Raw genomic sequence first — 24,018 nt, 5'->3', positions numbered from 1 at the left:
CCTGGCATTAAAACGGATTATTTGTGGTAAAGCACCAGCCCGTCTTTTTTTGTGAACGATGAAATAATGTGGCAAATAGTCACAATAATACCGATGAGCAATAAGCCTGCAAAAATTACCGTCATCCAGCCCGGCATACCTAACCCCAACCATTGCCAGTCAATGTCGCCGCATAACCCCGGTGCCGCAAAGAGCCCCGGCATCCATTCGTGCAGTGGAGCCCAGTCAGGAAAATTAGGCGCACTTTCACACACCGCAAAGAACGCGTTTTTCGAGGTTTGGAGATCCCAGTGGTCGTAGGCAATTAATAAGCCCTGATAACTGCTGTAAAGCCAGCCAATTAAAGCCGCCCAGCGCGTTAACCAAAGCCCCGAACCAAACAGGCCGACAATAGCAAACAAGCCAATACCGACAACCGCCATACGTTGATAAACACACTTTACGCAGGGCTCTAAGTTAAGAACCATCTGGAAGTAAAGCGCGGCGCCCAACAGGCCTGAACATCCTAAAAATAACAGTAACCAGGCAAAAGGTTTGTTAGGCCACTGACCCACAGACAGCATGATGATTTTCCTTAAGAAACTGTAAAAACGTAGAAACCATACCCAAATAGCGTGGTGTTGTCGATATAAAGCCAGAAGTTATCTTGTCCGACCTCACACAAGGCTGCTAGAATCCTTTTATTAGTTAGTTCACAGGCGGGAATATGATAATAAAAGCTAAAAGTCCGGCGGGTTTTGCCGAGGAGTACATCGTAAAATCTATCTGGAACGGGCATTTTGCACCGGGCACTATTCTACCCGCTGAACGAGAACTGTCAGAACTCATTGGCGTAACGCGAACCACTCTGCGCGAAGTGCTGCAGCGTCTGGCGCGCGACGGCTGGTTGACCATTCAGCACGGCAAACCCACTAAGGTGAACAACTTTTGGGAAACCTCAGGCCTGAATATTTTAGAAACCCTAGCGCGCCTCGACGAAGACGGCATGCCGGAGCTAGTCGACCAGCTGTTGTCTGCACGCACCAATATTAGCGCTATTTATATTCGCGCCGCCATTCGCCATAACCCTAAGCGAGTTATGGAGCTACTGGAACCCACCAGCGAGCTGGAAGACAACAAAAAGACCTTTGCCGAGTTTGACTACCAGTTAAACCACGACTTAGCTATGGCTTCGGGCAACCCCATTTATGTGCTGGTACTAAACGGCTTTAAAGGCCTGTACTCGCGTATTGGACAATATTACTTTTCGTCGTCTGAAGCCCGCCAACTGGCCCGCGATTACTATGAAAACCTAATAGCCGTAACCCGCGAAGGCGACTACAACGAGTCCGTTAACTTGATCCGCCGCTATGGCTACGAGTCTGCTGAAATTTGGCATAGCCTGCGTGGTGATATGCCGGATGATTTGGTGGGTTGATTAAGCTGGTTTTCCGGTTTTCTCGATAGAATTAAATTTAGTTTGTTAATTAAAACCTGATGGCTCTTTTCGAGTTATCAGGCTTTTTTTTGTGCGCTTTGTTTCTAATGGGCCACAAGGAGCTCCCTTGTTTTCATCGATAGATATGGCTCGCTTTTGCCTGCTAAATTGCATGTTTTATTGTTGCTTTTAGTTTTTAACCCGTTTAGTGTCAATTACATACGTAAATTGTAAAGACTGATATTGTGCACTTTAAAATAGTTAAATGAGCACGCTTACTTTGTTTTTGCCTTTTACTGCTATTTTTTAGTGAAAATATTTTATTTATTAAATGATTGCGAAAGAAAATGCTGCCATTTAATGAATGACAAATTGCGCATGCACAATATATAAATGTTATATGCCAAGGGGGAATCATGCTTTTTAAGAAAAAGTTAGTTGCATCCGCACTAGATGATGCCGACTTTAAGTCATTTTCAAAGAAGTACGGTAGATCGCTTTGCAAGGATCTTGCGGAGTGGGTGAGACTGATAGTGGAAGAGGGAGTGTCTGAAGCGGGTTTCAAGCGGCTACACAATTTGGCATGGTATATATTTGTTGAACGTCAGGGGGCTCATTTTGGAGAGAAGAAACGATTTACCGTTGACGATAAGATGGTGGCATACCAAGAACTAATATATTCGTTAAATGTTTTTGAAACTATCGGCGTTCCGTATAAAGAATGGCACCCAGTCGTAGAAGCACTTTTTGATGCTTTGCGGGTGTCAATAACGAAGGGTGATCTCGATTTACAGAAAGAACATTTCAAGGCTGTGCAATTAATGTCACAGGATTTTCTGGGGCGCATTTCCAACGATCCAGTTTATCAACATCAATACACCGACTATTTAAATGGCGCTCTTTAAAATTGCATATAACAAGTTGCTCAACCACCGCTCCGGCCAAAAAGCGGCCTCCACTGGACAGCCAAACCTGCGGTTCGTCTGCCGGTTAGCAAGGCGTTATGCACTTAGAAAAGTGAGAAGAAAATGGAAATAGAATCAATAGGTGCAATTCAAGATTGCATGGAAGATCTTGGCTTTCATCCGAGCGAGGCTCGAATGTTTGATGCGCAAGCAAAAATTGTGAACCTCCTCAACGAAAGAAAGAGAGGGCGCATAAAGGTCACCTTCCAAAGCAACTGGCATTCAGGGGATGGACCCTATATAGAAATGGACGAGGCGATCAAAGGGTTTGGCATTCAATATTCATGCTTTAAGCCTAAGTGGCAGAGGTTTAAGTATGAACCTTCTTGCCGTACTCTAAAAGTGGAAGGTGATGGATATAGCTTCACTTTAGAGTTTAATAGTGGCGCATAACAAGGCCATCAAAAATCGCCCACAAAAAACTGTGGGCTGGACGCTCGCAAGCTCGCGCCTCTTATGGCGACGTTATATCAAATATCGAGTAAGGGTTAATGAATAAAGACCAGATCGAGTTTAATAAAACTCTGGCTAAGAATAGGAAAGAATCTGCAGTAAAGTTGTGCCTATGGGGAGATGATGGGAATAGCGAATGTTCTAATAAAATTATCGCTGCACATTCTATCCAGCGTGGAAAAATTTTATCTTCCATTGCTGAGTCAGGACGTGTCTATTATCTGGGGCTAGAACCAAGTGATGATATGACAGGATTAGAGCCGATTTTCAAAAAAGAGGGCATTAAGAAGTTTAGTACATTTAGCGGGTTCTGTGGTGAACATGACAAGAAAATATTTCTGCCTATTGAGGATAAACCTTTTGATGGTACAAATGAGCAGATGAATATTTATGCCTATCGTGCCACTACAAAAGAACTTCATGCCAATCTTGAATCTTGTCAGCTAATAAAAAACTTGCTGGGTGATAAATTGGAAGAAAATGATTTCCCCCCACATTTTGAGGCAACGCTCCCGGATATCATTGAGGGAGAAATAGTTGTGCCTGACTTCATTAAAGAGAGAATGATTGAAGGCTATAAGAATGAACAATTGAGAATCAGGCTAAAAAGCGTAGATCTGAGTATTTCAGAGCTTCGTCTTCTATCCAATCATTTAAAAAGCGTAATAAAAAAAGAATGTGATTCCGAGATTGAACACAAATATTATCAATTTAGTTCAGAATATCCTATAGCTTGTTGCTCTAACTTTATCCCGTATTTCGATCATGATGGCAATCAAATCCTAGATCAGAAAGTAATAGTCAGGCTAGCTCATAGCGAAACTCAAGCTATTGCTGATTCAAAAAGCGTTTCGCTAAATATTTTCCCTGAGAATGAATGTACTCATGTAGTATTTTCTTTTTCAGAGAACAATGCCGAATTCAAGAGTGCAATTGTGAAGCTATTCGACAGCGATATAGATTCTATAAAAGTTGGGCTATCAAACATGATTTTCAATCATGTAGAGAACATTGCGTTAAATCCTACCTATGTTGAAGATAGATTTGATATTCATGAACATGATTCCATAAAACAAGCTTTTGCGAACAATATTGTCGAAACCGACTTGTATACAAAGGTTGGGATTAATCTATTTAGGCAATGATATAACAAGCGCATGTTGTCGGACTGGTTTTCCGCTGCGCTCCAAACCAGCCGCAAATGCAGGCGTTGGTATGACTCCCTTTGTCAACTCTGAACGCGTGCAGCCCTGGCTCTTTTCAACCATAATCAGTTCTTTCTATTCTCAAATAAATTGAGCTAACGCACCAGATGAGGCAGTAATGTCGTCGGTTGCTATGCTGGTATCCGTGGATTATTTATCTTGTGATAAACAGCGCCTACCTTACTCACTCCGCCGTAGCTCCTTCTCATCAGTCTATGCTCGTGGGTCAATAACGAATTAGGTTATTGCCATCATAACGCCGTCGTAGGTTGTGCCACGTCCGCGGCCTGATCCGAATGCGTTAGCTCAAACTCGTTTATCATGCGGGTACCCGACTTAATCGAAGCTTTGGATTAACTGGCGTGAGTACCACTTCTCTGGCAATGGCCCAGAGATAAGCTGCCATCTCCCTTGCTATGGCGGTGATGATAAGATTGTAATGTTTGCCTTTTTTATTCATACGTTGATAGCGCTTGCACAGCCTGAGCTGAGTTTTCCAGGCGATATCTACAATATCTTTGGGTAACCCTTCCTGGCTAAGTTGTAAGTCCTTCGACACGTTGGCGGGGTAGCGATAACTGTGCGCTCCTTCAACCAGTTCGCCGTGCCCTCATAATTAATATTTTTTCTGAGCAGCAGAGCTTTCAGTTGGTATTTCGCGTTCTTTAAGTCTTTCATCGCCGTTTCGCGAACCCGGGATAAATCACGGACGGCTTCGTCTTCAGGCACAGGCACACAAATCGGGGTGAGATCCTCTGAATTTAAAAGCTTCACCAACTTCAGCGCATCACGGCGGTCGGTTTTAAATCGCTCCCCGTTGCTCTTCACAATAGGCGACTTCGTGAAACTCTTTATGAGTATCCAACCCTAGAAAAATCATGCTATGTTTGTTCATGCTAGCCTCCAAATGATTTAGTCTTGAACAAACTAATTATGGCACTGGCTTTTAGCTAACCTAGGAAAATGCGGAGGCTAGCATTTGGCAGGGAGTCATTGTGTCTATACACAAAAGGAGATTCAGTGCATTTTCCACACTGGCAGCATTTTTTATCGTTAGAAAGAGATTTCATCGAAACGATTGAGTTTGTTGAGCTTAACCAATCAAATGATGGCGCTTTCTCGGTAGCATATACAAAGCTATTCCTAGCCATATGCTCGGAGATCGACGTTGTTGCCAAGCTGGTTTGCAAGAAAATAAATGCTTCATCGTCAGCAAGAAATATTGGTGATTATTGCTCGGAAATTATTGGAAAGTATCCATCATTTCATACAGTGGAGTGCATGATTCCTCGCTACGGCATCAATATTCAGCCTTGGGCAAGTTGGTCAGGCTCTAGCAACCCTTCTTGGTGGCAAGATCACAACAAGGTTAAGCATCAGCGCGATACTCATTCGACATTAGCAAATCAAAAAAACGTTAAAGAGTCGCTGTGCGGATTATTTTGTTTGCTCTTGTACTTGTATCAGCCGGAGCTGTACTCGGCAACATTAAATCCGCTTCCTGTACTTTTGGATTATGAGCGCATGCCGGGGCATTTATCGGTAAACCCGGGGGCGGTTCTCCCCGATATACCAAGGTAAATGCGTATATAACAAAGTTATCAACCCGACCTCCACTGCGTTGCTTCGTTTGCGCTTAAACGCTACGCTAGCGCAAACAAACCAACTCCGTTTAGGCGGGTTATAACGGCGCTAGCAGCGCAAGAATCGAAGAGAATCGTATGATCAAGTTACACAATATTGGCGATGATGAGTGGGTTTTTGAGGACAGCCTAGTTGATTTCTCTGTGCATGAGAGGTTAGATGATGCAATAGACCTGTGGCATTCAGGAAAGCCAGATAAAGCTGAAAGCTTAATCAAAGATATTATAGAGAAAAATCCCTATCACATAGATGCCTACCATCATGCATCAATGATATATGAGGAAAATGGGCTCGATTTTGAAGCTTACCTTTGCTGTAGAGAGGGCGTACGAATAGGTTTGTCTGCGGTTCCTGAAGAATTTTCATGGGCAACGTCAAAAATGGAATGGGGTCACCTTGAGAATCGTCCTTTTTTAAGGGCCTATCATAATCTCGGTCTTTGGTTGGAAAAACGAAATGAAGTCAATGAGGCCATTAAAGTGTATTCAAATATGCTTTCTGCATGCCCAAATGACAACATTGGGGTTAGGTATGTTTTGCCTAAGCTATGGATGGAAACTGGTGATTTTCTTTCTATTGTGCGTCTTAATAAAGAATATCCAGACGACTACTCTCCAGAACTCATGTATACGCATTCGTTAGCGTTAATTATGCTAGGTGAAATTGATCAAGCAAGAACACTACTTAATGATGCCAAGACTGCTTTTCCTCTGGTAGCAAAAGAACTAAAAAGGAAGCGTCACCCAAAGCCAAAATCGAGTTTCTCAGAGGGCATCATTGTCGGAGGCGCTGATCAAGCTTATGAATATTGGAAGCAATATGGCAAGTATTGGAGCAATTCAGAACAAGCCATGAGTCTGTTGTAAACCGTGAATAGGCAGCTAACAAAACCATTCAGCGGACGCGCCAAAGGTGCTCTGCGCTGATGGGTGGCAATAAATGAGGTATTGATTCAGTTTAAGAAAGCGGTATGATATTTTCATACTGCTCTTTTCGAGAGGCACTATCTATGAGCATGCACAGGAAAACAATCACGCTGACTGAGCAGCAGGACGACTGGGTGAAAACTCAGATTGAAAGCGGTCATTTTGGCAATGATAGTGAGTATATCCGCGATCTCATTCGAAGAGACCAGCAAGCCAAGGAACGTCTTGCCGCCCTAAGACAGGCACTTACTGATGGTGAGTTAAGCGGAAAACCTAAACCATTGGATATATCTTCTATCAAAGCGGCTGGGCGTAAACTGATGAAGGCGGCTGATTAGTGCTGAAGCTAAGCGTTACACCGAAGGCAGAATCTGACCTGACCGCGATTTGGCTGTACACCTACGAAGAGTGGGGAGCTGAGCAGGCTGATAAATACTTAGATCATCTTGAGGCAGGCATGAAACAGCTTCTTAGCCATCCGTTGCTTGGCGCTGACTATGCTCATGTACTTGTCGGCTATCGCAGATTGTACGTAGAGCATCATGCGGTTTTCTATCAAGTGTTGAAGTCAGAGGTGCTTATTGTTCGTGTTCTGCACGAAGACATGGATGCGCCCCAAAGGCTTTTGGATTAGCGGGCGTTGGTATGACTTCTTTCGCTAACTCTGAGCGAGTACAGTTCTGAACTGGAGGAATATATGGCTCTAACTGAATTTGAGGTCAAAAAAATAGAGAAAGCCGGAGAAGCATTTCTTGCTAAACACCGGCCACCGCCAAGTATAAGAAGTGATCTAGATATTGGTTGGCGCCTGGAAAAGCAATCTATTTATATTTTTGAAACTCGACCAGTTTGGAATAATCCATCTGAATATCAGAATTTGGATATCGCAAAATCTACCTTTGTTCGCAGTCAGGGTGTTTGGAAAATTTACTGGATGCGGAGTGATTTAAAGTGGCATGCCTACGAGCCTAAAAGCCAGGTAAAAACAATTGACCAAGTTTTTAAAGTTGTAAGTGAAGATGAGTTTTGTTGTTTTTTCGGATAAGCCGTATAGGAAACCGCTAAGTTCTCCATTAAACAAAGCCATCATTGGAGGATGATCTATGGCAATTGACGAAGATAAAATCGATGAGTCCGTTTTGGCTTTGCTATATCTAGCATTGCATGATGACAGTCGGGCTTGGAAGTCTTTTGACTGGGATGCAATGAACCGACTTCACGAAAAAGGACTCATTGGTAACCCGGTCGGTAAGGCAAAGTCTGTTGTGTTCACCGAGGAAGGATTAAAAGAGTCAGAGCGCTTGTTTCGGGAGTTGTTTACCACTTGATTACTAAATGTCCACTAAGTGTCCACCCGTATGTTCAAAGGTTATGAGTTAAGGAGCTATTATTGAATTCAATGGATCTTAAACGGGCGGAAAAACTGTCTTTCAACTTACTCATAGCATCCGTAGCGCTGGCCGTGCTTATTTTTCTAGTAGTAAGTTTGACTGGTGACGGTTGGGCTCAAATTGCTGGTTTTTTTATGGGATTTTGCGTTGGCGGCTTTTTGGCTGTAGTTCCTGCACTATATTCTGGTTATATTCTAATAAAAACGAATGCGAGTTCAGCTAACCTAAAGTCAGTTTTAGCACTCTCAGTTGTGTGGTTTATGACAGTATGCGCTTTATATGTCTTTTAGAAGATAACAAATTATGACAACCCTTATAACCGTAATTGCCGTTTTGCTACTCGCAGCAGTATTAAACTTCCGGAGGTTTCGGTGATTGTCAGGAAAATGGAAGAGAGGGATCTTGAAGCTGTAAGCGCCATCTGCCTAGCCTCGTTTCTTCAATCTGTAGCTGATAGCTTGTCTGATGAGAGCTACAAAAAGAAAAGGAGTATCGAATGGAGTATTTTTACTTACTAAGCTTATTAGGGCCGCTTTCATTAGTTGTTGTTCTTTTTATGCTTCGCTCATCGCGTTTAAATAATCCCGAACATGTTTTGCAAGAAACGGGAGATTCTGTACGGATTCTTCATACTCCTTTGGCCAGGGTCGTGCCCTCTCTGGGGAAACTCATTAACAAACACAAGGTAGCTCGTATTCAGAAAGCTGACAGAATTGTGACTGTTTTCAATCAGAGCTCAAATGCAATTGATATCACTCTGTCGAAAAAGCACCCCGACGTGGTGTTTAACCGAGCTGGTTCGTTATTTCCAAATGCTGAGAAAGTGGTTATCAATAGCTAGTAATGAGCATACTTGGGCTGGTCAATGCTGCTGTGGAAAAAGATTAAACTTTAACCAGTAGCTGCCGTTAACAAGTTACGGGCTATACTAAAATTAAGCTATAGCCGAACTTTTCAGGAGCAATATTATGTCAATTACTACAGGTAATAGCACCTCCGTAACGGGTTCTGGCAAGCAGAACAGTCCGGCAAAAACCGACGACAACCGTAACAGTATGAAAGAGATGGCGGCGCAGTCTAAGCAGGCAAACAATGCCGGTATTTTGCGCGCTCATGAACGGGTATCGCTGAACAGTAATAATGATTCGCTCAGCTTATTGTACAAAACGGCGCTGGAAGGCATTAACGCCGAGCTGGAACCGGTAATGGGCAAAAACGCCACGCAGAAAATTTACGACTCCGGCGTTGATACTTCTCCTGAGGCCACGGCTGATCGCATTGTTTCTTTTGCGACCAATTTTTATGGCCGCTACAAGGAAATGAACCCGGGCGAATCGGAAGAAGAAACTCTGAATAATTTCATGGAAGCTATTACTGGCGGTATCGAAAAAGGCTTTGATGACGCCAAAAATATTCTTACAGGCTTGCAAGCCTATCAAGGCGAAGTCGAAAGTGGTGTCGACAAAACCTACGATTTAGTCATGAAAGGCCTGGACAGTTTCCGTGAAAAAATGCTGGAACTGGCAGCCGAATCAGAAGAGTCTGAAAATAGTGCTGAGGACTAACCTCAGCGCTTTGCTCCCCGAATACACCTCGGCTAAGTACTTTCGATAAGTTCAGCATCTAACCTTTGAATTGTTGATGTATAGAGTCATCAAGTTAAGTAAATGTGCTGGTAATGTTTTAATTTCAAAAGGTAGTATAGTCTCCTCAATACCCTATGGAATACAAAGGACAAACTGTTGGCTCCCCCTGATCACAACACAGATATTGTAGGAAAGTTTATTGATGTGTCTTTGTATCGGGAGCTTGCAGAGACAATACCGGATGAAAATCTGGAAATTATTGAACAGATTCCCCAGAAAGATAAAGAGCAGATAGTTAATGCTTACAAACCCTACCTGAATGGCATGGAACTCAGCCCTTTTGCCGTCACCTTAGGCGATAACGTGCTTTTTACAAATTCTGTTGGTACTGTCTACTACGTTGATTTTGACTTTGGTGTTTTCGATATGGGTAGATCTCTCGATGAGTTTGTTGCTGAGTTGAAGAGTGGGTTATGAAACACGAACTATGGACTGAAGGTGAAAAATCACAGACGTTTTGTCTTTCCGGCCCTCGGGGTGATAGTGCCCGGGGTTTGTTAGGGCCTGGAGCGAAACTAGCCTGGACCTGCGAAGCTTCATCTTACTTTGAAGCTATGACCAAATATTACGAGTATATGGGTTGGGGAGAATACAAAAGTGGCTTCCCGGAGCAGGATAAAAAAACATATAAAGAGCTGGGCTGGGAATGAAACTGAGTATTGGAATAATCATCGCTATTTTCCTGGTGATATCGGGTCTATGGGCTGCCGATATTGCTAGTGATCGTGGCAATAAAGTAAAAATTACGGAAGCTGTGTCGGCATACAGCAATTGGGAATGTGGCTACTCCAATAAGTCGGGGTGCAGCGTTGTATTCGATGTTCCGGCCGGAACTGACCATGACGTTAAACGGATACGATACGGCAAAGACTTTATGGCCATTCAGATTAACCAGGATGGTTTAAGCGGCTGGGTGTTTTCAGGGAAAGGAGTGCAAACTCTTGCGAAACCAAGTAGTTAATCAACTTCACTATTGCGTTTCTGTTCAACGCCGAGGACGTTATGTTTAAGCGATTACGCAATTGGTTTGAGAACAGACGCATTAGAAAAATGGGGTTCACGATAAGTGAGTGGGAGTCAGCGGTAGCTGACTGGCCGGTAATGGCGCGCTATCAAGGCGCGGAGCGCGATGCTCTGCGAGATATGGCGTTCCGTTTTCTGGTTCGTAAAAACTTTGCGTCAGGCGGGGATTTTCAGTTCACCGATGCGATGTGCCTAAAAATAGCAACCATGGCTTGTGTGCCCGTTTTGCACCTTGGGTTAGATTGGTACGATCATTTATACACCATTATTCTTTACGAAGGGGACTTTGTTCCTAATCGTCCGTATCGTAGCGACGACGGCGTTGTTCACCCTCAAAGCCCTGGGTTAAGCGGTGAAGCATGGCTGCGCGGTCCGTTAATTCTCTCCTGGCAGTCGGTTTGCCAAACCGGGCCTCATGCTCGTCATGGAAAAGCCAGTAATGTTGTTATTCATGAGTTTGCCCACAAACTCGATATGTTGCGCGATGGTGCTAACGGTGCGCCGCCTATGCATCCGGATATGAAGCCCGGCGAATGGCACGATATTTTTTCGGCTGCCTGGGAAAGGCTGCAGAGCGATTCTATCCATCATAGGCCGTTACCGCTTGATGGCTATTCGTTAACCAGCCCGGCTGAATTTTTCGCGGTATGTAGCGAAACCTTTTTTGAAGACCCTCAGAACATGAAAGAGCACATGCCCGAGGTTTACCGGTTGTTATGTCAGTTCTATCGACAGCGTCCTTGCTGACGAATATTGCTGTGCTCCAACAGCGCGGGCGGCTTAATCCGTTGTAACAGCAAGTTCCATGGCAATCCGTTCGCCTTCTACTGAATCGACTTCCTGAGGCTCTTTAATACGCACCCGCCCAGAGAGTATACCGCTCTCCGAACTGTTGACCAAGGCGTCGCGTACGGCCTCTGCACGTGCATTTGCAATGGCTTTGAGTTCCTCATTTGTAATCGATTGTGCGGCTATTACCTTTTCAGCTAAGTTATTGCGATAGGCCAGAGCGTCGAACTTCGCTTCATTGGATGCTTCACTTGGTTTTTCAGTGAAGCGGTCTTTCAGGGCTTCGAGTTCTGTGTCCGGGTAATGAGAGGAGAATATTGCTTCCATAGCGGCCTGATTCGACTCGCTTGTCAGGCTTGGCTCCTCTATCTCGCGTCCTTCTTCCGCCAGACGTTGTTGTAATACTTTCATCGCTTTATCTTCTTTCAGAGCAGGAGCATCGAAAGCCCGGTTGAATGGACCTGCTAGCCCCAGAGCAAGAGCTGGCCGCTTGTTGAGCGCCTCGCGAAGCTTAGCGATGCGTTCGCGCTGGGGAGGGAGTAAATTGGTACGTCCCTCCGGAAATTCAACTTTACCCATTTCTTCTGAGTCCGCGCCTACAAGATTAGCTAAAAAGCTGAAAGGTGCGGTAACGACAGACTTAATAGCGTCTCCCACAGCCTGTTGGATAACTTTGCCAAAGTCGAACTGCGGGTTGCCAACATCTCCACTCACCGGCAGATTTAGGTCAATGACACCGTCGCTGTCCTGCAGCAATGCAATGGCGAGGTCCAGCGGTAGATCCATAGCGTCGCTGGATTCCATTTTTTCGCCGAGTTTCAGGTCATGTAGCACCAAGTTATTCTGTCCGTCTAGCTTTTCCTCATTAACGGTGTAATCGAGATCAAGATCCATCGTGCCGTCTGCTATTTTTCGGCCAGCGAAGTTCACAGTGTAAGGAGAGTATTCCGGGATCTGAAGGTTACGGAATCTAACATTAATAGTAGTCTGGCGCGTTGGATGCCAGGCGTGAACGGTGCCGTTTACCTGTGCCAGGCCAAATTCTGCTACCTCACCTTCAAGCTTCACCCGTGCAGCCTCAGACGAATCTGAACTCAAAGTAGACACTTCTCCGCTTAGCGTATGAATACTTGTAGAGAAGGGCAGCGGCAGAGAGTTATCGGAAAACTGAACGTCTCCGTCAGAGAGCTCAACACCTTCTATAGTGATACCGAACGGTTCGGTTTCCTCGCTTTTATTTGTATCGCCTTTTGTGTCGGCTGGCGCATGAACGACAAGTTGTCCGAAGTTAGTGGTTTTGTCCTGGTTAATGACCACCCGGCCAGACAAGCCTTTAACGACAATGGGCGCTGTTTCAATCTCTTTGCTTGCTATGTTCAAATCAAACTGTTCGGTTTGAAGGCTATCCCATCCAAGGAGAGTCTCGTCGTTAGAGGCTTCTTTGATATTCAGCGTGTTAATACTGGCAGAGCCTTTAAAAGTAAAAGGTTGTTGTGCATTGGTACTCATTTGCCCATTCAGAGTCAGTGTTCCGTTTTCGAGTTGCACGTTCATAAACTGCTGTAGGTAAGGGGCTGCCTGCTTAAGCGCCAACTCATTAATTTCGGCATTTCCTTCCAGAGCTGGGCTCGGCAATAATTGAAAAGTTCCGTCGAAGGCGAGTTTACCGCCCTTTGTAAGTTGACCATTCAGGCGCAGCGGGAAGCTGGCGTCATTTTGCAGGGTGAAATCTTTTACCCAGAGGCCGATGTTCTGCAAAGCCAGTGATACCTGTTTGGGCTCAGCGTCGTCAGCAGCTGTTACGTCTTTTAGATTGTCAGCAAAACGCAGAACGCCGTTTTCCAACTTAAAGTCTCTGATGCGTAAGGCAGACATTTTCGCAGACTCTTCTTTCCCTGATTCTTTTTTCTCCGATTCTGGATCAGAGCTTTCGGCGGCGAGACGGGATAAGCGCGTTTCACCTGAGATAAAGCGTTCTTCCTGAATCATTAGCTTGTCTATGCGAATTGCGTCGAAAGTCCAGGTTTGGTCAATAATGCTCGACCATTCCAGGTTGACGAACAGATTGCCCCAGCCAAGTAACCGCCGGTCATCTTTGTCATTTAGCGTAACGCCGTTCATTCTAAGCGTTAGTGTATACGGGTTGGTTTGCACCGACTCTATGCGCAACTCACGGCCAAAATCTTCTTTAGCCGTATTCACCGCAACGTACTGGATTACCCAGGGTAGGGCAAAAAAGCCCAGCAAGGTGTAGAGAATAATCAGTACCAACAGCCAGAACCGAACGCGACGCGGGGAGGCCCATTTTTCTCGCAGATAGTTGCCGAATTGACCAAGTGAGCTGCCGTGCATAATAGAGCCTCCGTTAAAGCGAGTAATAATGCACAGTGTAGCCGCCCGAGCGGCCAGCGTCACTTTCGTGTAACGTAAATTTTATTGCGGTACTCTTGCTGGCTATGGTGTAGTAAATAGTTGTGGAACCTAAGGACTGTCGAAGCACCATTTCCACAGATGCCAGTAAAGTAAGCCATAGAATCAAAACGTAGCGCCAGACCTTTTGGAGACAACATGAAATTTAGCTTAATCATGCTTTTTATATTGAGCTTTGCCGCTCCCGTGTGTGCGGAGACTCAGGAGCGCTCTGATTGGGGAAGCGTATTCGAAGAATATGAAGTTCAGGGCACTATTGTCGTAGTCGATGGACGTGAAAATGACCAGACGACATTTGTGTTCGATAAAGAAAGAGCTGCAAAACGGTTTTCACCTGCGTCAACATTTAAGATCCCACACACGCTTTTTGCCCTTGATGCAGGCGTCGTTCAGGACGAGTTTGAGGTGTTTAAGTGGGATGGAGTGGAACGCAGTTTTGCAGGACACAATAGTGACCAGAACCTGCGCTCGGCTATACGTAACTCAACTGTTTGGGTTTATCAGCAGTTCGCAGAAGGCATAGGAGCCGAAAAAGCGAAAAGCTATTTAAAGCGCATTGATTATGGAAATGCAGCTCCGTCTGACGATATCCGTAATTATTGGCTGGATGGGAAGTTGGCTATTTCTGCCAATGAACAGATTGCCTTTTTGCAAAGGCTTTACCGTAACGAATTGCCTTTTGCGGTAGAACATCAGCGGCTAATAAAAGATCTGATGATTGTTGAAGCTGAGCGGAACTGGATTTTGCGGGCAAAAACCGGCTGGGAAGGCAGTTTTGGCTGGTGGGTAGGCTGGGTCGAATGGCCTGAAGGTCCGGTATTTTTCGCATTGAATATCGACACGCCGAACCGCATGGCGGATCTTGGCAAACGTGAAAAAATCACACGTGAGATTTTGACTTCTATTGATGCCTTACCGGGCCGTACAGCTGAAAAGAAATAGTCAACGTCGTTGAAGTGGCGCAACAGAAAAAGTATAAGAAATGAAATATGAACATTGAAATTGAAAGTTACTATGAGTTGTTGGCCTTACATAAGACGCTAATGGCCGTTAAGTTCGACGAATACTCTTCTCTCAAAGACGCGCAAGGTAGCCCTTTGACGGCAAGTCTGGCTTTTAAGGTGTTCGATTTACTCGTCTCATCCAGTTTCGACGACGGCCAGAAAAATCGAGCTCAAGACTGGCTCGATTGGCAGCGCGCCGACAGGAAACGACTGGAAACAAAGTTACTTCTTAAGCATATAGCTGACTCAGCTTGGTGGGGCGAGGCCGCTCCCCAGGAACGAGAAGAGTACGTACGGGACTTCATGGCTCCGCTGATATTGAGCGATGACGCATTTAATGAAATTCTCAAACATGAATAACAACCCTTTGAGGCTTGCACTTAATGGTATTCGAAAACTTTCTTGAGGCAGTTGAAGGCCCTGATCGAGACTTAAACTTTGCGATTAAGTCCGGTAGCAAAAAAACATTAGGCATTATTGGTAAGCTCTCGCAGAACGTGAATGCTTATGATGATGAAGCAAAGCATATACTCGTACGCCAGTTGTTCTCATTGGCTGCCAATATTGACCTTCGTGACAAGAAAAGTGGTCAGCTTATTGCGGCTATTGGAACCTACTTTTTAAAAGCGGCTAAATCGGCAGAGAGTGCGAAATTTATATTTAACGAGTGGTCTAGGCGACTGCTTTATCTGGACTATAACAAGAAAGAAGAGTGTCAGGCGGCGTACCAATGGTTGCTGTTACTAAACCAAAGCGACGGAAGCGCACCGAGCCCGCGTGAGCTGGTAAAAGTATTTGATGAGTCGCAACCTATTCTCAGCGAAATCTACGAGAAAATATCAGCGGTTTCTAATGCCGAAGGTTTGCTGGTTGATAAATCAGGCCTTCAGCCGGGTTACAAGCTCGTCGAAACCTTTTTAACGACTTGTTTTTATCATTCAGACAACTGCCCCTCCAATTATGAGTTATGGGTGCTTAGCTGTGTCGAAAGAGACATTAACTTCGGTAATGGCTTGATTCTGTCTGTATTACAACGCTCCGATGAGCATCCTCAGGTTGTGGCACGGCTCATTGATTTATATATAACCTCTATGGTTGATGAAAACGATGGTGGCATGGCCTGGCGGCTTTTCTTTGATTTATTCGATTCTGAGGAATACCCGGCTCAGCAGCTAAATCAAATAATCGTTTATCTGGAGCCTAAAGTCAGACAGTGGACTGATGAGCAAAACGAGCACGCAATTAATTGTCTATTTGCTCCTGAGCAGGACGAAAATGACTCGGCTAAAAAATTACTCACTGGCTCAAAAGGGGCCGGGAAGCTGGCGAAATTACTGACCTCCAATGGAAGCGGTAGTGGAGCTAAGCAATTATCGGGTCTGCTGGCGCGGGATTTGAGCCCGGCATACAAGCTTCCTACCGGCGGTGAAGCTCAGTTCGAAGATTTGAATTTTAAATTAATGGTTATTGATGAGCTCATGTACATTCATAAGTTGTTGTCTCCTGAATTTAATTTAAGAGACTTCGCTAAAGCCTATGACGCGAGAGAAATTTCAGTTTCAGGTTATGAAAGCATACCTGAGGCTCTGGATTACATGAGGGGGCTGGCTATTCCGAAGGAGCTACTGTCCCGTATTACTCATTTAAGTTATGACGCTTCAAGAGAAATTTACGGTCAGCTAGTACCTTTCTGGGATGGTGAAGATGACCGTTTTGGGGTGTCCTCATTAAGCGACTTAGATAAGTTGGAAAATATTCAGAAAATAGAAGGTTTCAACGAACAGCTGGTTGATTCATTTTCACCAGTTATTGAAAGCAAAAATATAACAGTTATTAAGTAGCTTAAAGATGAGAAAAAATGTTCTTTTAATAATTACGATATTGTTTAGTGTATCTGCTTTTAGCCGTGAATTCGTTCAAAATGGTTCCTCAATGGAGCCGACAATAAAAGCCGGGCAGACAGTTGAAATAGGGATTCTTTCGTCTTTCGGCTATGAACCCAGCCGCTGGGATGTGGTTGTCGTGAAAAATCCTCAGCAATTTAATCTTTTGGTTTTCAGAATTGTAGGTCTTCCTAATGAAACGATTCAGATCGAAGAAGATGGTGTCTATATAAATGATGAGAAAGTAAAGCTACCAGATAAGCTGATTGAGTCTGGAGTGCAGTATTTGCCGGCATCTGCAGTGATAAAAGATAAAAAATATTCTAATAGCTTATATACAACAGGCGAAGAAGAATATTTCCTTCTTGGTGATAACACGGTTAATTCCAACGATAGCCGCTTTGAACTTGGTATTATCCATCGCAGCTTGATACTTAATAAAGTTGAGGGTGATCTCTGATACTGACCTATTCCGCTAGCTTGGAGTGTACTCTTGAGTTTTGCAGATGTCGTAGAAAGGAACTATCGTGTCTAAATGCTGACCGAGATAGTAACGACTATAAGTTAAACTAAGGATTTGCACATGCGTACCTGGATTTATACCGTGTTTACCGTTTTTCTTTTGGGAGCAATAGCTCCTGCTTCTGCTGACGACCATTCGCCGGAATATGATGCCCGCTTAAGTGGCTATTCTTACCCTTTTGAAGTTCATACCTTTGAATTTGACAGCCAGCGACAGAAACTGGAAATGGCTTATATGCACTTACCGGCGAAAGGCGAACAGCCGACGGTTTTGTTGCTGCATGGAAAAAATTTCGCAGCCGACTACTGGGAGAAAACCGCTAACTATCTTCACGAAAAAGGCTACGGGATACTTATGCCGGACCAAATCGGTTTTGGGAAGTCCTCCAAACCGAAGCATTATCAGTTTTCCTTCGAAGCTTTGGCAGATAACACTAAAGGGTTAGTGGAGTCGCTTGGAATCGATAAGCTTGTTGTGATGGGTCATTCTATGGGCGGCATGCTGGCTACCCGCTATGCCCTGAACCATGCCGACAATGTCGAGAAACTGGTGCTGGTTAACCCGGTAGGCCTGGAAGACTATCTGCGTTATGTGCAATACAAAGATCCGGCCTTCTTTTATGAGAACGAGCAGGGCAAAACCATTGATAAAGTCCGGGCCTACCAGAAGAAAAATTACTATGACGGTAAATGGTCAGAGGATTACGAAGCGTTAATTAAAATTCACGAAGGCTGGATAAACGGCGATGACTGGAGCTTGGTTGCCTGGAATAACGCGTTGACTTACGACATGATTTTTACCGGTAATGTATCTAACGAGTTTGACCAATTAACGGTACCAACGCATCTAATTCTGGGAACCCGGGACACCACCGGCCCCGGGCGTGGTTGGAAAAAAGACGGCGTAGACTATGAGCTGGGCCGCTACGACCAATTAGGCGAAATAGTGGTTGAGCAAATTCCTGATGGTTATTTGTATGAGCTGGAAGGCCTTGGTCATATGCCGCAGTTTGAAGCGTTTGACCGTTATCGCGAGCAGTTGGATAATATATTTTAGTAACAAAAAAGGCGCCAAACGGCGCCTTTTTTAATCATTCACAAGTTTGCCTTAAGCAAAGTTCTTGTTCACGAAGTCCCAGTTTACCAGCTTCCAGAAAGCTTCTAAGTAGTTAGGACGAGAGTTACGGTAGTCGATGTAGTAAGCGTGTTCCCACACATCAACAGTTAACAGTGGCTCTACGCCATCGTGCGCGACTGGGGTATCTGCGTCGTCAGTGTTGAACAAATCAACAGAACCGTCAGATTTTTTCACCAGCCATGTCCAGCCAGAACCGAAGTTGCCGGCAGCGCTTGCGTTGAACTCTTCTTTAAATTTCTCGAAAGAGCCAAACTTTTTGTTAATAGCTTCAGCTACTGGGCCTGTTGGTTCGCCGCCGCCGTTCGGGCTTAGGCAGTTCCAGTAGAAAGTGTGGTTCCATACCTGTGCAGCGTTGTTGAACAGGCCGCCTTTTTCAGACTTAATAATGTCTTCCAGAGACTTGCTTTCAAGGTCGGTACCTTTAACCGCATCGTTCAGTTTGCTCACGTAAGTCGCGTGATGCTTACCATAATGGTATTCCAGAGTTTCTTCTGAAATGTGCGGTGCCAGAGCGTTTTTCTCGTATGGAAGAGCCGGTAGTTCAAATGCCATAATTTTTTCTCTCCGTTCTTTATGAGTGCAAATGTGCGACCTGCACGTTAACTTGTGCAGGTTCTTTCTTGTTATACCTTACGATATATAGGGCTGACTGGATTGCTTTTCAAGGAAATCTTCCAATTTAGGACAAAACTTTATAGGCTGTGTTAAAATACCTGAGTGTTTTAATCAACCATTATATTAAGCAGAGGTGTTATGGAAACGGTTGACAGAATTAAGCAGCAAATCGAAGAAAACCCAATCCTGTTGTACATGAAAGGCTCTCCGAAGTTGCCTAGCTGTGGTTTCTCTTCACAAGCATCACAAGCCTTAATGGGCTGTGGGCAGGCGTTTGCTTACGTCGATATCCTGCAAAACCCGGATATCCGTGCAGAATTGCCTAAATACGCAAACTGGCCGACTTTCCCGCAGCTTTGGGTTGAGGGTGAACTGGTTGGCGGTTGTGATATTATTATGGAAATGTTCCAGAACGGCGAACTGCAAGAATTGGTTTCTGAAGTTGCAGAGCGTCATCCGGAGCCTTCGGCTGAATAAAGAGCCTTCAGCGGAATAAGTAGCCTTCAGCTGAATAGAATTTAAGCAAATAGTAGACAGTCTGTAGTGAATGTCGTGAGTGACCTTGTTTTTTCGTTGAGGCATCCCCATCACTACAGGTGAAGATTTAACACACTCAACATTAAATGGAGAGAATCGATGTCTGTATTAGTAGGTCGTAAGGCACCTGATTTTACTGCAGCAGCAGTATTAGGTTCAGGTGAAATTGTTGAAGATTTCAAACTGTCAGATGCCATCAAAGGCAAAAAAGCAGTGGTTTTCTTCTATCCGTTGGACTTCACTTTCGTATGTCCTTCAGAGCTAATTGCTTTTGACAAACGTTTAGACGAATTCAAAAAACGTGGCGTAGAAGTCATCGGTGTATCAATTGACTCTCAGTTTACTCACAGCGCATGGCGTAATACGTCAACCGACGCTGGTGGTATTGGTCAGGTGAAATACCCGTTGGTTGCTGACGTTCGTCACAGCATTTGTAAAGCGTACGACGTTGAACACCCACAAGCTGGCGTTGCGTTCCGTGGTTCATTCTTAATTGATGAAGAAGGCATGGTTCGTCACCAGGTAGTTAACGACTTGCCATTAGGCCGTAACATCGACGAGATGCTGCGTATGGTTGACGCACTGAACTTCCACGAGAAGCACGGTGAAGTTTGCCCAGCAGGCTGGGAAGAAGGTAAAGAAGGCATGAAAGAAAACGCAGAAGGCGTTGCTTCTTACTTGTCTAAAAACGCTGACAAACTGTAAGCGTTTACTGAATTGAGAAAGCCGCTCGTTTGAGCGGCTTTTTTATGTCTGAATTTCGTATGTAAAGTTAACTTTTATCCTGACGCGATTCCGGCGGCCAGCCACCCAATTCCTTCCAGCGGTTAATCATCCAGCAATAGAGCTCTGCGGTGCGTTCGGTGTCATACAAGGCTGAGTGTGCTTGTTTGCTGTCAAACTCAATACCGGCTGCCTGGCATGCTTTAATCAGTACAGTTTGCCCTAAGGTCATTGCCGCAAGCGACGTGGTGTCAAAACTGACAAAAGGATGAAACGGGTTACGTTTTAAATTGGCACGCTCAGCGGCGGCCATCATAAAGCCGTGATCAAAGTTTGAGTTATGTCCCACTAAAACACTCCGCTGACAACCTGCAGCTTTCTGCGCTTTTCGTATAGGCTTGAAAAGCTCACGCAGCGCTTCACCTTCCTCTACGGCGCCGCGCAAGGGGCAGTGCGGATCAATGCCGTTAAAGTCGATAGCTGCCTGTTCAATGTTGGCACCTTCGAAAGGTTTTACGTGGTAATGAACCGAGTCGACCGGCTTGAGTATTCCGTCGTCATCGAAATCCAGCAAGACTGCAGCTATTTCCAGTAACGCATCGGTTTTTGCGTTAAACCCCGCTGTTTCGACATCGACGACTACCGGCATGTAGCCGCGAAAACGTTGTTTCATAAGCGAGTTAGAGCTGTCTGACATAGAATTTCCGTAGTGAATAAAACATAACGCCATTATGCCAAAGATAACGGAGTTCTGCTTGCAGAAATACTAAAGCAACCGCAATGCTTGCCGATAACAGACGTATCAGAAATAAATCAGGGGCGCTTATGAAAAATTGGCCGATGTTGACTGCTGTTTCAGCCTCGCTGCTGCTATTAAGCGGGCAGGCACAAGCAAACTCAGTCAGGCACTACAGTGCAAACCTGGATAACTCCGCCTGGCAGATCAGTGAAAAGAACCGCTTAGCCTGTGAGATGGAACATGAAATTCCTCGTTACGGTAAGGTGCGGTTTCAAAGTGAAGCCAGCAAAGAGCTCAATTTGCGCATGAAAATGGAGATGCAGAAGTTACCGGACAGCTATGGTGTGTCTGCTATTGAGTCGGTGCCGCCGCGCTGGCAGCCCGGTGAGTCCAGTTACCGCATTGGTAATATGCAACTGTATAAGCAGTTTGATGGTGAGCTGCAAAAACAACTGGCATGGACTTTGTTAAGCGAGCTGGAGAAAGGGCGGTATCCCACGTTTTTCTATGATGACTGGTACAACAACCGTGATCAGGTGGCAGTGTCTTTGTCGTCGGTGAATTTTCGTCGTACTTATGATGACTTTATGAGCTGCGTAAATGCGTTATTGCCTTTCAGCTTTGATGATATTGCGTACACGGTGCTTAACCATGAAGCCGACAGCGAAAAGCTGACTTTGTCCTCGCAGCGAAAGCTTAAACAGATTAGCGATTATCTTCAGGTGGATAATGAGCTGGAACTGGTTCTGGTGGATGCCTATACTGACTCGCTTGGTGCGCGTGGGCCGAACCAGGAATTAACCGAACAGCGCGCGAAAGAAATTCAGCAGTTTTTTGTTGAGCGTGGTATAGACGCCGAGCGGATTAAAACCGTTGCTCACGGTGAAGATCGTCCGGTTAAATCCAATGACAATGAGATAAACCGTCAGATTAACCGCCGCGTTATTGTGCAACTGACAAAACCGTCGTCGATTGAGCTGTAATAAGCTCAATCGCTGGTTTTTTCTTTAAACTCGCACAAGTCTTCAATAACGCAGGAACCACAACGTGGCTTGCGGGCTATGCAGGTGTAACGGCCGTGCAAAATTAACCAGTGGTGCACATCGACCTTAAACTCAGCCGGTACCACTTTTATCAGTTTTTCTTCTACTTCTTTGACGTTTTTTCCCGGTGCCAGTTTGGTGCGGTTAGACACGCGGAATATGTGCGTGTCTACGGCAATAGTCGGCCAGCCGAAGGCGGTATTTAACACCACGTTTGCGGTTTTACGACCAACACCAGGCAGGGCTTCCAGTGCAGCTCTGTCTTCCGGTACTTCGCCGCCATATTCTTGAACCAGAATTTTGCAGGTTTTGTAAGCGTTTTCGGCTTTGGAATTAAACAGGCCGATGGTTTTTATGTATTCTTTTATGCCATCCACACCCAGAGCTAGCATTGTTTCTGCGGTAGGTGCTGCGGGAAAGAGCTTACGAGTGGCTTTATTAACACCAACGTCGGTAGCCTGAGCGGATAACAAGACCGCAATCAGTAACTGAAAAGGTGAGTCATATTCCAGTTCTGTGGTTGGGTTGGGGTTGTTGTCCCGTAGTCGGCTTAAAATTTCGTAACGCTTGGTTTTATTCATAATAAGTCATTTGTTGTTATATTTTTCAGGCAGTAACCCGTGCACGGGTAACGGTTTTCTTTTCAGCGCGGGCGCTGCGTACTGCATCAATTTTATTTTTCAACGCAATAATAAAACCCATACCAATAAAGGCTCCGGGTGGCAGTATCGCCAGCAATAATGGGTAATTCACCGTGAATAGCTCAATTCGCAATTGTGCAGCCCAGTCACCTAACAAGAGTTCTGCGCCATTAAACAGCGTGCCGTTACCGATAATTTCGCGCATTGCGCCCAGCACAACCAGTACTAAGGCAAAGCCTGCGCCCATTGCCAACCCATCGAAGGCGGCCCGTTGCCATGGGTTTTTCGAAGCGTAAGCTTCGGCGCGGCCAATAATGGCACAGTTGGTCACAATGAGCGGAATGAAAATACCCAGTGACTGGTAAAGCTGAAAGACATACGCATTCATCAACAACTGAATAATGGTGACAAAAGTGGCGATAACCATAACAAAGACCGGAATACGAATTTCCGATGGCACAAATTCGCGTACCAGAGACACGGTAATGTTAGAGCCAACCAGAACAAACAAGGTGGCCAGCCCAAGACCCAGCGCATTGGTCACCGAAGCGGTAACTGCTAATAAAGGGCATAAGCCTAATAGCTGAACTAATGCTGGGTTATTGTCCCATAAGCCTTGCTTGGTTAAGTGTTTGTATTCATTCATTCCTGAACCTCCTGACAGTGAGGTAAGTCGGCATTAAATAGAACGTCAGCTTGTTGCTGAAGTTCTAAAGTCGCACGTTTTACTGCCGAAACCACGGCGCGAGGCGTAATGGTGGCGCCGGTAAACTGATCAAACATGCCGCCGTCGCGTTGCACCGCCCAGCGGTCATCGTCTGCGCCGCGAACTTGCTTCTCAGCAAAGCTTTTTATCCAGTCGCTTTTTTCAACTTCAATTTTGTCGCCTAAACCGGGGGTTTCCTGATGGCGCAGAGTTCTCACGCCCAGGACTTCCCCGCCGGGTTTAATGGCCACTAATAAACGAATAGCGCCGGAGTAGCCGTCGGGTGCAATAACTTCTGCTGCCAGCGCAGTTGGCTCTTCGTTAACCCAGGCGCGGTACAAGGGTTGCGGCTTGCTGCTGCCTAATGCCGGATTCTCCAGTAAACGACAGGACTGATACAAGTCGTTGTCGTGCATGGTCGGTGGTATCAGCTGGTTCAAGGTGCGCAATACCTGCTGTTGCTGCTGCATGGCAATTTTGTCTTCGGTCAGCACCTGCACACCAATAACCAGAGACGTGGCAACAACTGCGAATGCCGCCAACAATAAACCGTTTTTTTGCATACTGTTCAGCGTCAT

The 24,018-nt window shown here is 45.2% G+C and carries 32 protein-coding genes and 1 pseudogene; 25 read left to right on the top strand and 8 right to left on the bottom strand.

Annotation, left to right across the window (positions count from 1 at the left end):
- Positions 1 to 17: 17 nt before the first annotated feature.
- Positions 18 to 563 carry a disulfide bond formation protein DsbB gene (gene dsbB, locus DEU30_RS08420; RefSeq protein ID WP_114981981.1) on the bottom strand — a complete coding sequence of 182 codons (546 nt, stop codon included), beginning with the start codon at positions 561 to 563 and terminating at the stop codon, positions 18 to 20.
- A 143-nt stretch (positions 564 to 706) separates the two neighbouring features.
- Here dsbB and fadR point away from each other — a divergent pair, with 143 nt between their 5' ends.
- The 4 genes from fadR to DEU30_RS08400 all read left to right on the top strand — a co-directional run bounded on the left by fadR (position 707) and on the right by DEU30_RS08400 (position 3,980).
- Entirely contained in the window at positions 707 to 1,417 is a 711-nt protein-coding gene (gene fadR, locus DEU30_RS08415; RefSeq protein ID WP_114981980.1) for a fatty acid metabolism transcriptional regulator FadR, read from the top strand.
- Positions 1,418 to 1,833: 416 nt separating this feature from the next.
- Positions 1,834 to 2,322 carry a hypothetical protein gene (locus DEU30_RS08410; protein ID WP_114981979.1) on the top strand — a complete coding sequence of 163 codons (489 nt, stop codon included), beginning with the start codon at positions 1,834 to 1,836 and terminating at the stop codon, positions 2,320 to 2,322.
- 123 nt (positions 2,323 to 2,445) lie between these two features.
- Positions 2,446 to 2,775, top strand: coding sequence for a hypothetical protein (locus DEU30_RS08405; RefSeq protein WP_114981978.1), 330 nt, complete (start codon positions 2,446 to 2,448; stop codon positions 2,773 to 2,775).
- Between the two features lie 98 nt (positions 2,776 to 2,873).
- The gene (locus DEU30_RS08400; protein ID WP_114981977.1) at positions 2,874 to 3,980 is read left to right on the top strand and encodes a hypothetical protein; all 1,107 of its coding nucleotides are present in this window, start codon (positions 2,874 to 2,876) and stop codon (positions 3,978 to 3,980) included.
- 379 nt (positions 3,981 to 4,359) lie between these two features.
- Here DEU30_RS08400 and DEU30_RS08395 read toward each other — a convergent pair.
- Positions 4,360 to 4,935 (bottom strand): annotated as a pseudogene (locus DEU30_RS08395) (hypothetical protein).
- 125 nt (positions 4,936 to 5,060) lie between these two features.
- On the opposite strand from DEU30_RS08395, the gene DEU30_RS08390 reads away from it, so the two are divergent.
- From DEU30_RS08390 to DEU30_RS08325, 13 genes are all read left to right on the top strand, one after another.
- Positions 5,061 to 5,621: a hypothetical protein gene (locus DEU30_RS08390; RefSeq protein ID WP_110014280.1), complete on the top strand. Its 561-nt coding sequence runs from the start codon at positions 5,061 to 5,063 to the stop codon at positions 5,619 to 5,621.
- 140 nt (positions 5,622 to 5,761) lie between these two features.
- Positions 5,762 to 6,550, top strand: a complete 789-nt coding sequence (locus tag DEU30_RS08385; RefSeq protein ID WP_051018808.1) for a hypothetical protein — start codon at positions 5,762 to 5,764, stop codon at positions 6,548 to 6,550.
- Positions 6,551 to 6,693: 143 nt separating this feature from the next.
- Positions 6,694 to 6,948, top strand: coding sequence for a type II toxin-antitoxin system ParD family antitoxin (locus DEU30_RS08380; protein WP_034822973.1), 255 nt, complete (start codon positions 6,694 to 6,696; stop codon positions 6,946 to 6,948).
- Positions 6,948 to 7,244: a type II toxin-antitoxin system RelE/ParE family toxin gene (locus tag DEU30_RS08375; RefSeq protein WP_034822972.1), complete on the top strand. Its 297-nt coding sequence runs from the start codon at positions 6,948 to 6,950 to the stop codon at positions 7,242 to 7,244. Before DEU30_RS08380 ends, DEU30_RS08375 begins: the two co-directional genes overlap by 1 nt.
- A 63-nt stretch (positions 7,245 to 7,307) precedes the next feature.
- The gene (locus tag DEU30_RS08370; protein WP_034822971.1) at positions 7,308 to 7,655 is read left to right on the top strand and encodes a DUF3024 domain-containing protein; all 348 of its coding nucleotides are present in this window, start codon (positions 7,308 to 7,310) and stop codon (positions 7,653 to 7,655) included.
- Positions 7,656 to 7,713: 58 nt separating this feature from the next.
- Entirely contained in the window at positions 7,714 to 7,938 is a 225-nt protein-coding gene (locus DEU30_RS08365; protein ID WP_034822969.1) for a DUF6429 family protein, read from the top strand.
- A 62-nt stretch (positions 7,939 to 8,000) separates the two neighbouring features.
- A complete protein-coding gene (locus DEU30_RS08360; protein WP_133493656.1) occupies positions 8,001 to 8,291 on the top strand; it encodes a hypothetical protein in 291 nt (96 codons plus the stop codon).
- A gap of 206 nt (positions 8,292 to 8,497) precedes the next feature.
- Complete coding sequence (locus DEU30_RS08350) at positions 8,498 to 8,842, top strand: hypothetical protein (protein WP_114981976.1); 345 nt, start codon at positions 8,498 to 8,500, stop codon at positions 8,840 to 8,842.
- Positions 8,843 to 8,969: 127 nt separating this feature from the next.
- Positions 8,970 to 9,566 carry a DUF5610 domain-containing protein gene (locus tag DEU30_RS08345; RefSeq protein WP_114981975.1) on the top strand — a complete coding sequence of 199 codons (597 nt, stop codon included), beginning with the start codon at positions 8,970 to 8,972 and terminating at the stop codon, positions 9,564 to 9,566.
- Between the two features lie 177 nt (positions 9,567 to 9,743).
- Positions 9,744 to 10,064 carry a hypothetical protein gene (locus DEU30_RS08340; RefSeq protein ID WP_114981974.1) on the top strand — a complete coding sequence of 107 codons (321 nt, stop codon included), beginning with the start codon at positions 9,744 to 9,746 and terminating at the stop codon, positions 10,062 to 10,064.
- The gene (locus DEU30_RS08335) at positions 10,061 to 10,297 is read left to right on the top strand and encodes a hypothetical protein (RefSeq protein WP_114981973.1); all 237 of its coding nucleotides are present in this window, start codon (positions 10,061 to 10,063) and stop codon (positions 10,295 to 10,297) included. Before DEU30_RS08340 ends, DEU30_RS08335 begins: the two co-directional genes overlap by 4 nt.
- Positions 10,294 to 10,608, top strand: a complete 315-nt coding sequence (locus DEU30_RS08330) for a hypothetical protein (RefSeq protein ID WP_114981972.1) — start codon at positions 10,294 to 10,296, stop codon at positions 10,606 to 10,608. The genes DEU30_RS08335 and DEU30_RS08330 overlap by 4 nt, the downstream gene beginning before the upstream one ends.
- Before the next feature lie 41 nt (positions 10,609 to 10,649).
- Complete coding sequence (locus DEU30_RS08325) at positions 10,650 to 11,417, top strand: M90 family metallopeptidase (protein ID WP_034822957.1); 768 nt, start codon at positions 10,650 to 10,652, stop codon at positions 11,415 to 11,417.
- A gap of 33 nt (positions 11,418 to 11,450) precedes the next feature.
- On the opposite strand, the gene DEU30_RS08320 is transcribed toward DEU30_RS08325, so the two are convergent.
- Positions 11,451 to 13,811 (bottom strand): DUF748 domain-containing protein, encoded by a 2,361-nt coding sequence (locus DEU30_RS08320; protein WP_114981971.1) that lies wholly within the window; start codon positions 13,809 to 13,811, stop codon positions 11,451 to 11,453.
- Positions 13,812 to 14,027: 216 nt separating this feature from the next.
- Between DEU30_RS08320 and blaOXA the strand changes: the two genes are divergently transcribed.
- The 5 genes from blaOXA (at position 14,028) to DEU30_RS08295 (ending at position 18,355) form a co-directional block, all read left to right on the top strand.
- The gene (blaOXA, locus tag DEU30_RS08315; RefSeq protein ID WP_114981970.1) at positions 14,028 to 14,831 is read left to right on the top strand and encodes a class D beta-lactamase; all 804 of its coding nucleotides are present in this window, start codon (positions 14,028 to 14,030) and stop codon (positions 14,829 to 14,831) included.
- Positions 14,832 to 14,878: 47 nt separating this feature from the next.
- Positions 14,879 to 15,253 (top strand): hypothetical protein, encoded by a 375-nt coding sequence (locus DEU30_RS08310; RefSeq protein WP_114981969.1) that lies wholly within the window; start codon positions 14,879 to 14,881, stop codon positions 15,251 to 15,253.
- Positions 15,254 to 15,276: 23 nt separating this feature from the next.
- Positions 15,277 to 16,734 carry a hypothetical protein gene (locus DEU30_RS08305; protein WP_114981968.1) on the top strand — a complete coding sequence of 486 codons (1,458 nt, stop codon included), beginning with the start codon at positions 15,277 to 15,279 and terminating at the stop codon, positions 16,732 to 16,734.
- Between the two features lie 7 nt (positions 16,735 to 16,741).
- On the top strand, positions 16,742 to 17,236 hold the full coding sequence (lepB, locus tag DEU30_RS08300) for a signal peptidase I (protein ID WP_114981967.1): 495 nt from the start codon (positions 16,742 to 16,744) through the stop codon (positions 17,234 to 17,236).
- 123 nt (positions 17,237 to 17,359) lie between these two features.
- Entirely contained in the window at positions 17,360 to 18,355 is a 996-nt protein-coding gene (locus DEU30_RS08295) for an alpha/beta hydrolase (RefSeq protein WP_114981966.1), read from the top strand.
- A 51-nt stretch (positions 18,356 to 18,406) separates the two neighbouring features.
- On the opposite strand, the gene DEU30_RS08290 is transcribed toward DEU30_RS08295, so the two are convergent.
- Positions 18,407 to 18,988 carry a Fe-Mn family superoxide dismutase gene (locus DEU30_RS08290; RefSeq protein ID WP_034821902.1) on the bottom strand — a complete coding sequence of 194 codons (582 nt, stop codon included), beginning with the start codon at positions 18,986 to 18,988 and terminating at the stop codon, positions 18,407 to 18,409.
- Between the two features lie 201 nt (positions 18,989 to 19,189).
- On the opposite strand from DEU30_RS08290, the gene DEU30_RS08285 reads away from it, so the two are divergent.
- On the top strand, positions 19,190 to 19,528 hold the full coding sequence (locus tag DEU30_RS08285) for a Grx4 family monothiol glutaredoxin (protein ID WP_011235037.1): 339 nt from the start codon (positions 19,190 to 19,192) through the stop codon (positions 19,526 to 19,528).
- Between the two features lie 159 nt (positions 19,529 to 19,687).
- Complete coding sequence (locus DEU30_RS08280) at positions 19,688 to 20,293, top strand: peroxiredoxin C (RefSeq protein ID WP_011235036.1); 606 nt, start codon at positions 19,688 to 19,690, stop codon at positions 20,291 to 20,293.
- Positions 20,294 to 20,360: 67 nt separating this feature from the next.
- Here DEU30_RS08280 and rnt read toward each other — a convergent pair whose 3' ends face one another.
- Positions 20,361 to 21,008: a ribonuclease T gene (gene rnt / locus DEU30_RS08275; RefSeq protein ID WP_011235035.1), complete on the bottom strand. Its 648-nt coding sequence runs from the start codon at positions 21,006 to 21,008 to the stop codon at positions 20,361 to 20,363.
- A 128-nt stretch (positions 21,009 to 21,136) separates the two neighbouring features.
- Here rnt and DEU30_RS08270 point away from each other — a divergent pair, with 128 nt between their 5' ends.
- Entirely contained in the window at positions 21,137 to 22,033 is an 897-nt protein-coding gene (locus tag DEU30_RS08270; protein WP_011235034.1) for an OmpA family protein, read from the top strand.
- 5 nt (positions 22,034 to 22,038) lie between these two features.
- Here DEU30_RS08270 and nth read toward each other — a convergent pair whose 3' ends face one another.
- Genes nth through rsxG form a run of 3 tightly spaced genes read right to left on the bottom strand, consistent with a single transcriptional unit; the run spans position 22,039 to position 24,018 of the window.
- Positions 22,039 to 22,674 carry an endonuclease III gene (gene nth / locus DEU30_RS08265; protein WP_011235033.1) on the bottom strand — a complete coding sequence of 212 codons (636 nt, stop codon included), beginning with the start codon at positions 22,672 to 22,674 and terminating at the stop codon, positions 22,039 to 22,041.
- Positions 22,675 to 22,699: 25 nt separating this feature from the next.
- Complete coding sequence (locus tag DEU30_RS08260) at positions 22,700 to 23,380, bottom strand: electron transport complex subunit E (RefSeq protein ID WP_011235032.1); 681 nt, start codon at positions 23,378 to 23,380, stop codon at positions 22,700 to 22,702.
- The gene (rsxG, locus tag DEU30_RS08255) at positions 23,377 to 24,018 is read right to left on the bottom strand and encodes an electron transport complex subunit RsxG (RefSeq protein WP_011235031.1); all 642 of its coding nucleotides are present in this window, start codon (positions 24,016 to 24,018) and stop codon (positions 23,377 to 23,379) included. The genes DEU30_RS08260 and rsxG overlap by 4 nt, the downstream gene beginning before the upstream one ends.

Source organism: Idiomarina sp. 017G (assembly GCF_004362265.1).
Classification (GTDB): Bacteria; Pseudomonadota; Gammaproteobacteria; order Enterobacterales; family Alteromonadaceae; genus Idiomarina; species Idiomarina loihiensis.
This window is presented reverse-complemented; position numbering and strand designations above follow the sequence as displayed.

Bases quoted from the DNA above. Each gene is read 5' to 3' on its own strand.
- DEU30_RS08365 (WP_034822969.1), top strand. From the start codon at position 7,714: ATGGCAATTGACGAAGATAAAATCGATGAGTCCGTTTTGGCTTTGCTA.
- DEU30_RS08350 (WP_114981976.1), top strand. From the start codon at position 8,498: ATGGAGTATTTTTACTTACTAAGCTTATTAGGGCCGCTTTCATTAGTT.
- DEU30_RS08405 (WP_114981978.1), top strand. From the start codon at position 2,446: ATGGAAATAGAATCAATAGGTGCAATTCAAGATTGCATGGAAGATCTT.
- rsxG (WP_011235031.1), bottom strand. From the start codon at position 24,018: ATGACGCTGAACAGTATGCAAAAAAACGGTTTATTGTTGGCGGCATTC.
- DEU30_RS08270 (WP_011235034.1), top strand. From the start codon at position 21,137: ATGAAAAATTGGCCGATGTTGACTGCTGTTTCAGCCTCGCTGCTGCTA.
- DEU30_RS08410 (WP_114981979.1), top strand. From the start codon at position 1,834: ATGCTTTTTAAGAAAAAGTTAGTTGCATCCGCACTAGATGATGCCGAC.
- DEU30_RS08335 (WP_114981973.1), top strand. From the start codon at position 10,061: ATGAAACACGAACTATGGACTGAAGGTGAAAAATCACAGACGTTTTGT.
- DEU30_RS08280 (WP_011235036.1), top strand. From the start codon at position 19,688: ATGTCTGTATTAGTAGGTCGTAAGGCACCTGATTTTACTGCAGCAGCA.
- DEU30_RS08290 (WP_034821902.1), bottom strand. From the start codon at position 18,988: ATGGCATTTGAACTACCGGCTCTTCCATACGAGAAAAACGCTCTGGCA.
- DEU30_RS08260 (WP_011235032.1), bottom strand. From the start codon at position 23,380: ATGAATGAATACAAACACTTAACCAAGCAAGGCTTATGGGACAATAAC.
- DEU30_RS08330 (WP_114981972.1), top strand. From the start codon at position 10,294: ATGAAACTGAGTATTGGAATAATCATCGCTATTTTCCTGGTGATATCG.
- DEU30_RS08385 (WP_051018808.1), top strand. From the start codon at position 5,762: ATGATCAAGTTACACAATATTGGCGATGATGAGTGGGTTTTTGAGGAC.
- rnt (WP_011235035.1), bottom strand. From the start codon at position 21,008: ATGTCAGACAGCTCTAACTCGCTTATGAAACAACGTTTTCGCGGCTAC.
- blaOXA (WP_114981970.1), top strand. From the start codon at position 14,028: ATGAAATTTAGCTTAATCATGCTTTTTATATTGAGCTTTGCCGCTCCC.
- DEU30_RS08345 (WP_114981975.1), top strand. From the start codon at position 8,970: ATGTCAATTACTACAGGTAATAGCACCTCCGTAACGGGTTCTGGCAAG.
- dsbB (WP_114981981.1), bottom strand. From the start codon at position 563: ATGCTGTCTGTGGGTCAGTGGCCTAACAAACCTTTTGCCTGGTTACTG.
- DEU30_RS08295 (WP_114981966.1), top strand. From the start codon at position 17,360: ATGCGTACCTGGATTTATACCGTGTTTACCGTTTTTCTTTTGGGAGCA.
- lepB (WP_114981967.1), top strand. From the start codon at position 16,742: ATGAGAAAAAATGTTCTTTTAATAATTACGATATTGTTTAGTGTATCT.
- DEU30_RS08325 (WP_034822957.1), top strand. From the start codon at position 10,650: ATGTTTAAGCGATTACGCAATTGGTTTGAGAACAGACGCATTAGAAAA.
- nth (WP_011235033.1), bottom strand. From the start codon at position 22,674: ATGAATAAAACCAAGCGTTACGAAATTTTAAGCCGACTACGGGACAAC.
- DEU30_RS08320 (WP_114981971.1), bottom strand. From the start codon at position 13,811: ATGCACGGCAGCTCACTTGGTCAATTCGGCAACTATCTGCGAGAAAAA.
- DEU30_RS08305 (WP_114981968.1), top strand. From the start codon at position 15,277: ATGGTATTCGAAAACTTTCTTGAGGCAGTTGAAGGCCCTGATCGAGAC.
- DEU30_RS08400 (WP_114981977.1), top strand. From the start codon at position 2,874: ATGAATAAAGACCAGATCGAGTTTAATAAAACTCTGGCTAAGAATAGG.
- DEU30_RS08285 (WP_011235037.1), top strand. From the start codon at position 19,190: ATGGAAACGGTTGACAGAATTAAGCAGCAAATCGAAGAAAACCCAATC.
- DEU30_RS08370 (WP_034822971.1), top strand. From the start codon at position 7,308: ATGGCTCTAACTGAATTTGAGGTCAAAAAAATAGAGAAAGCCGGAGAA.
- DEU30_RS08310 (WP_114981969.1), top strand. From the start codon at position 14,879: ATGAACATTGAAATTGAAAGTTACTATGAGTTGTTGGCCTTACATAAG.
- DEU30_RS08380 (WP_034822973.1), top strand. From the start codon at position 6,694: ATGAGCATGCACAGGAAAACAATCACGCTGACTGAGCAGCAGGACGAC.
- fadR (WP_114981980.1), top strand. From the start codon at position 707: ATGATAATAAAAGCTAAAAGTCCGGCGGGTTTTGCCGAGGAGTACATC.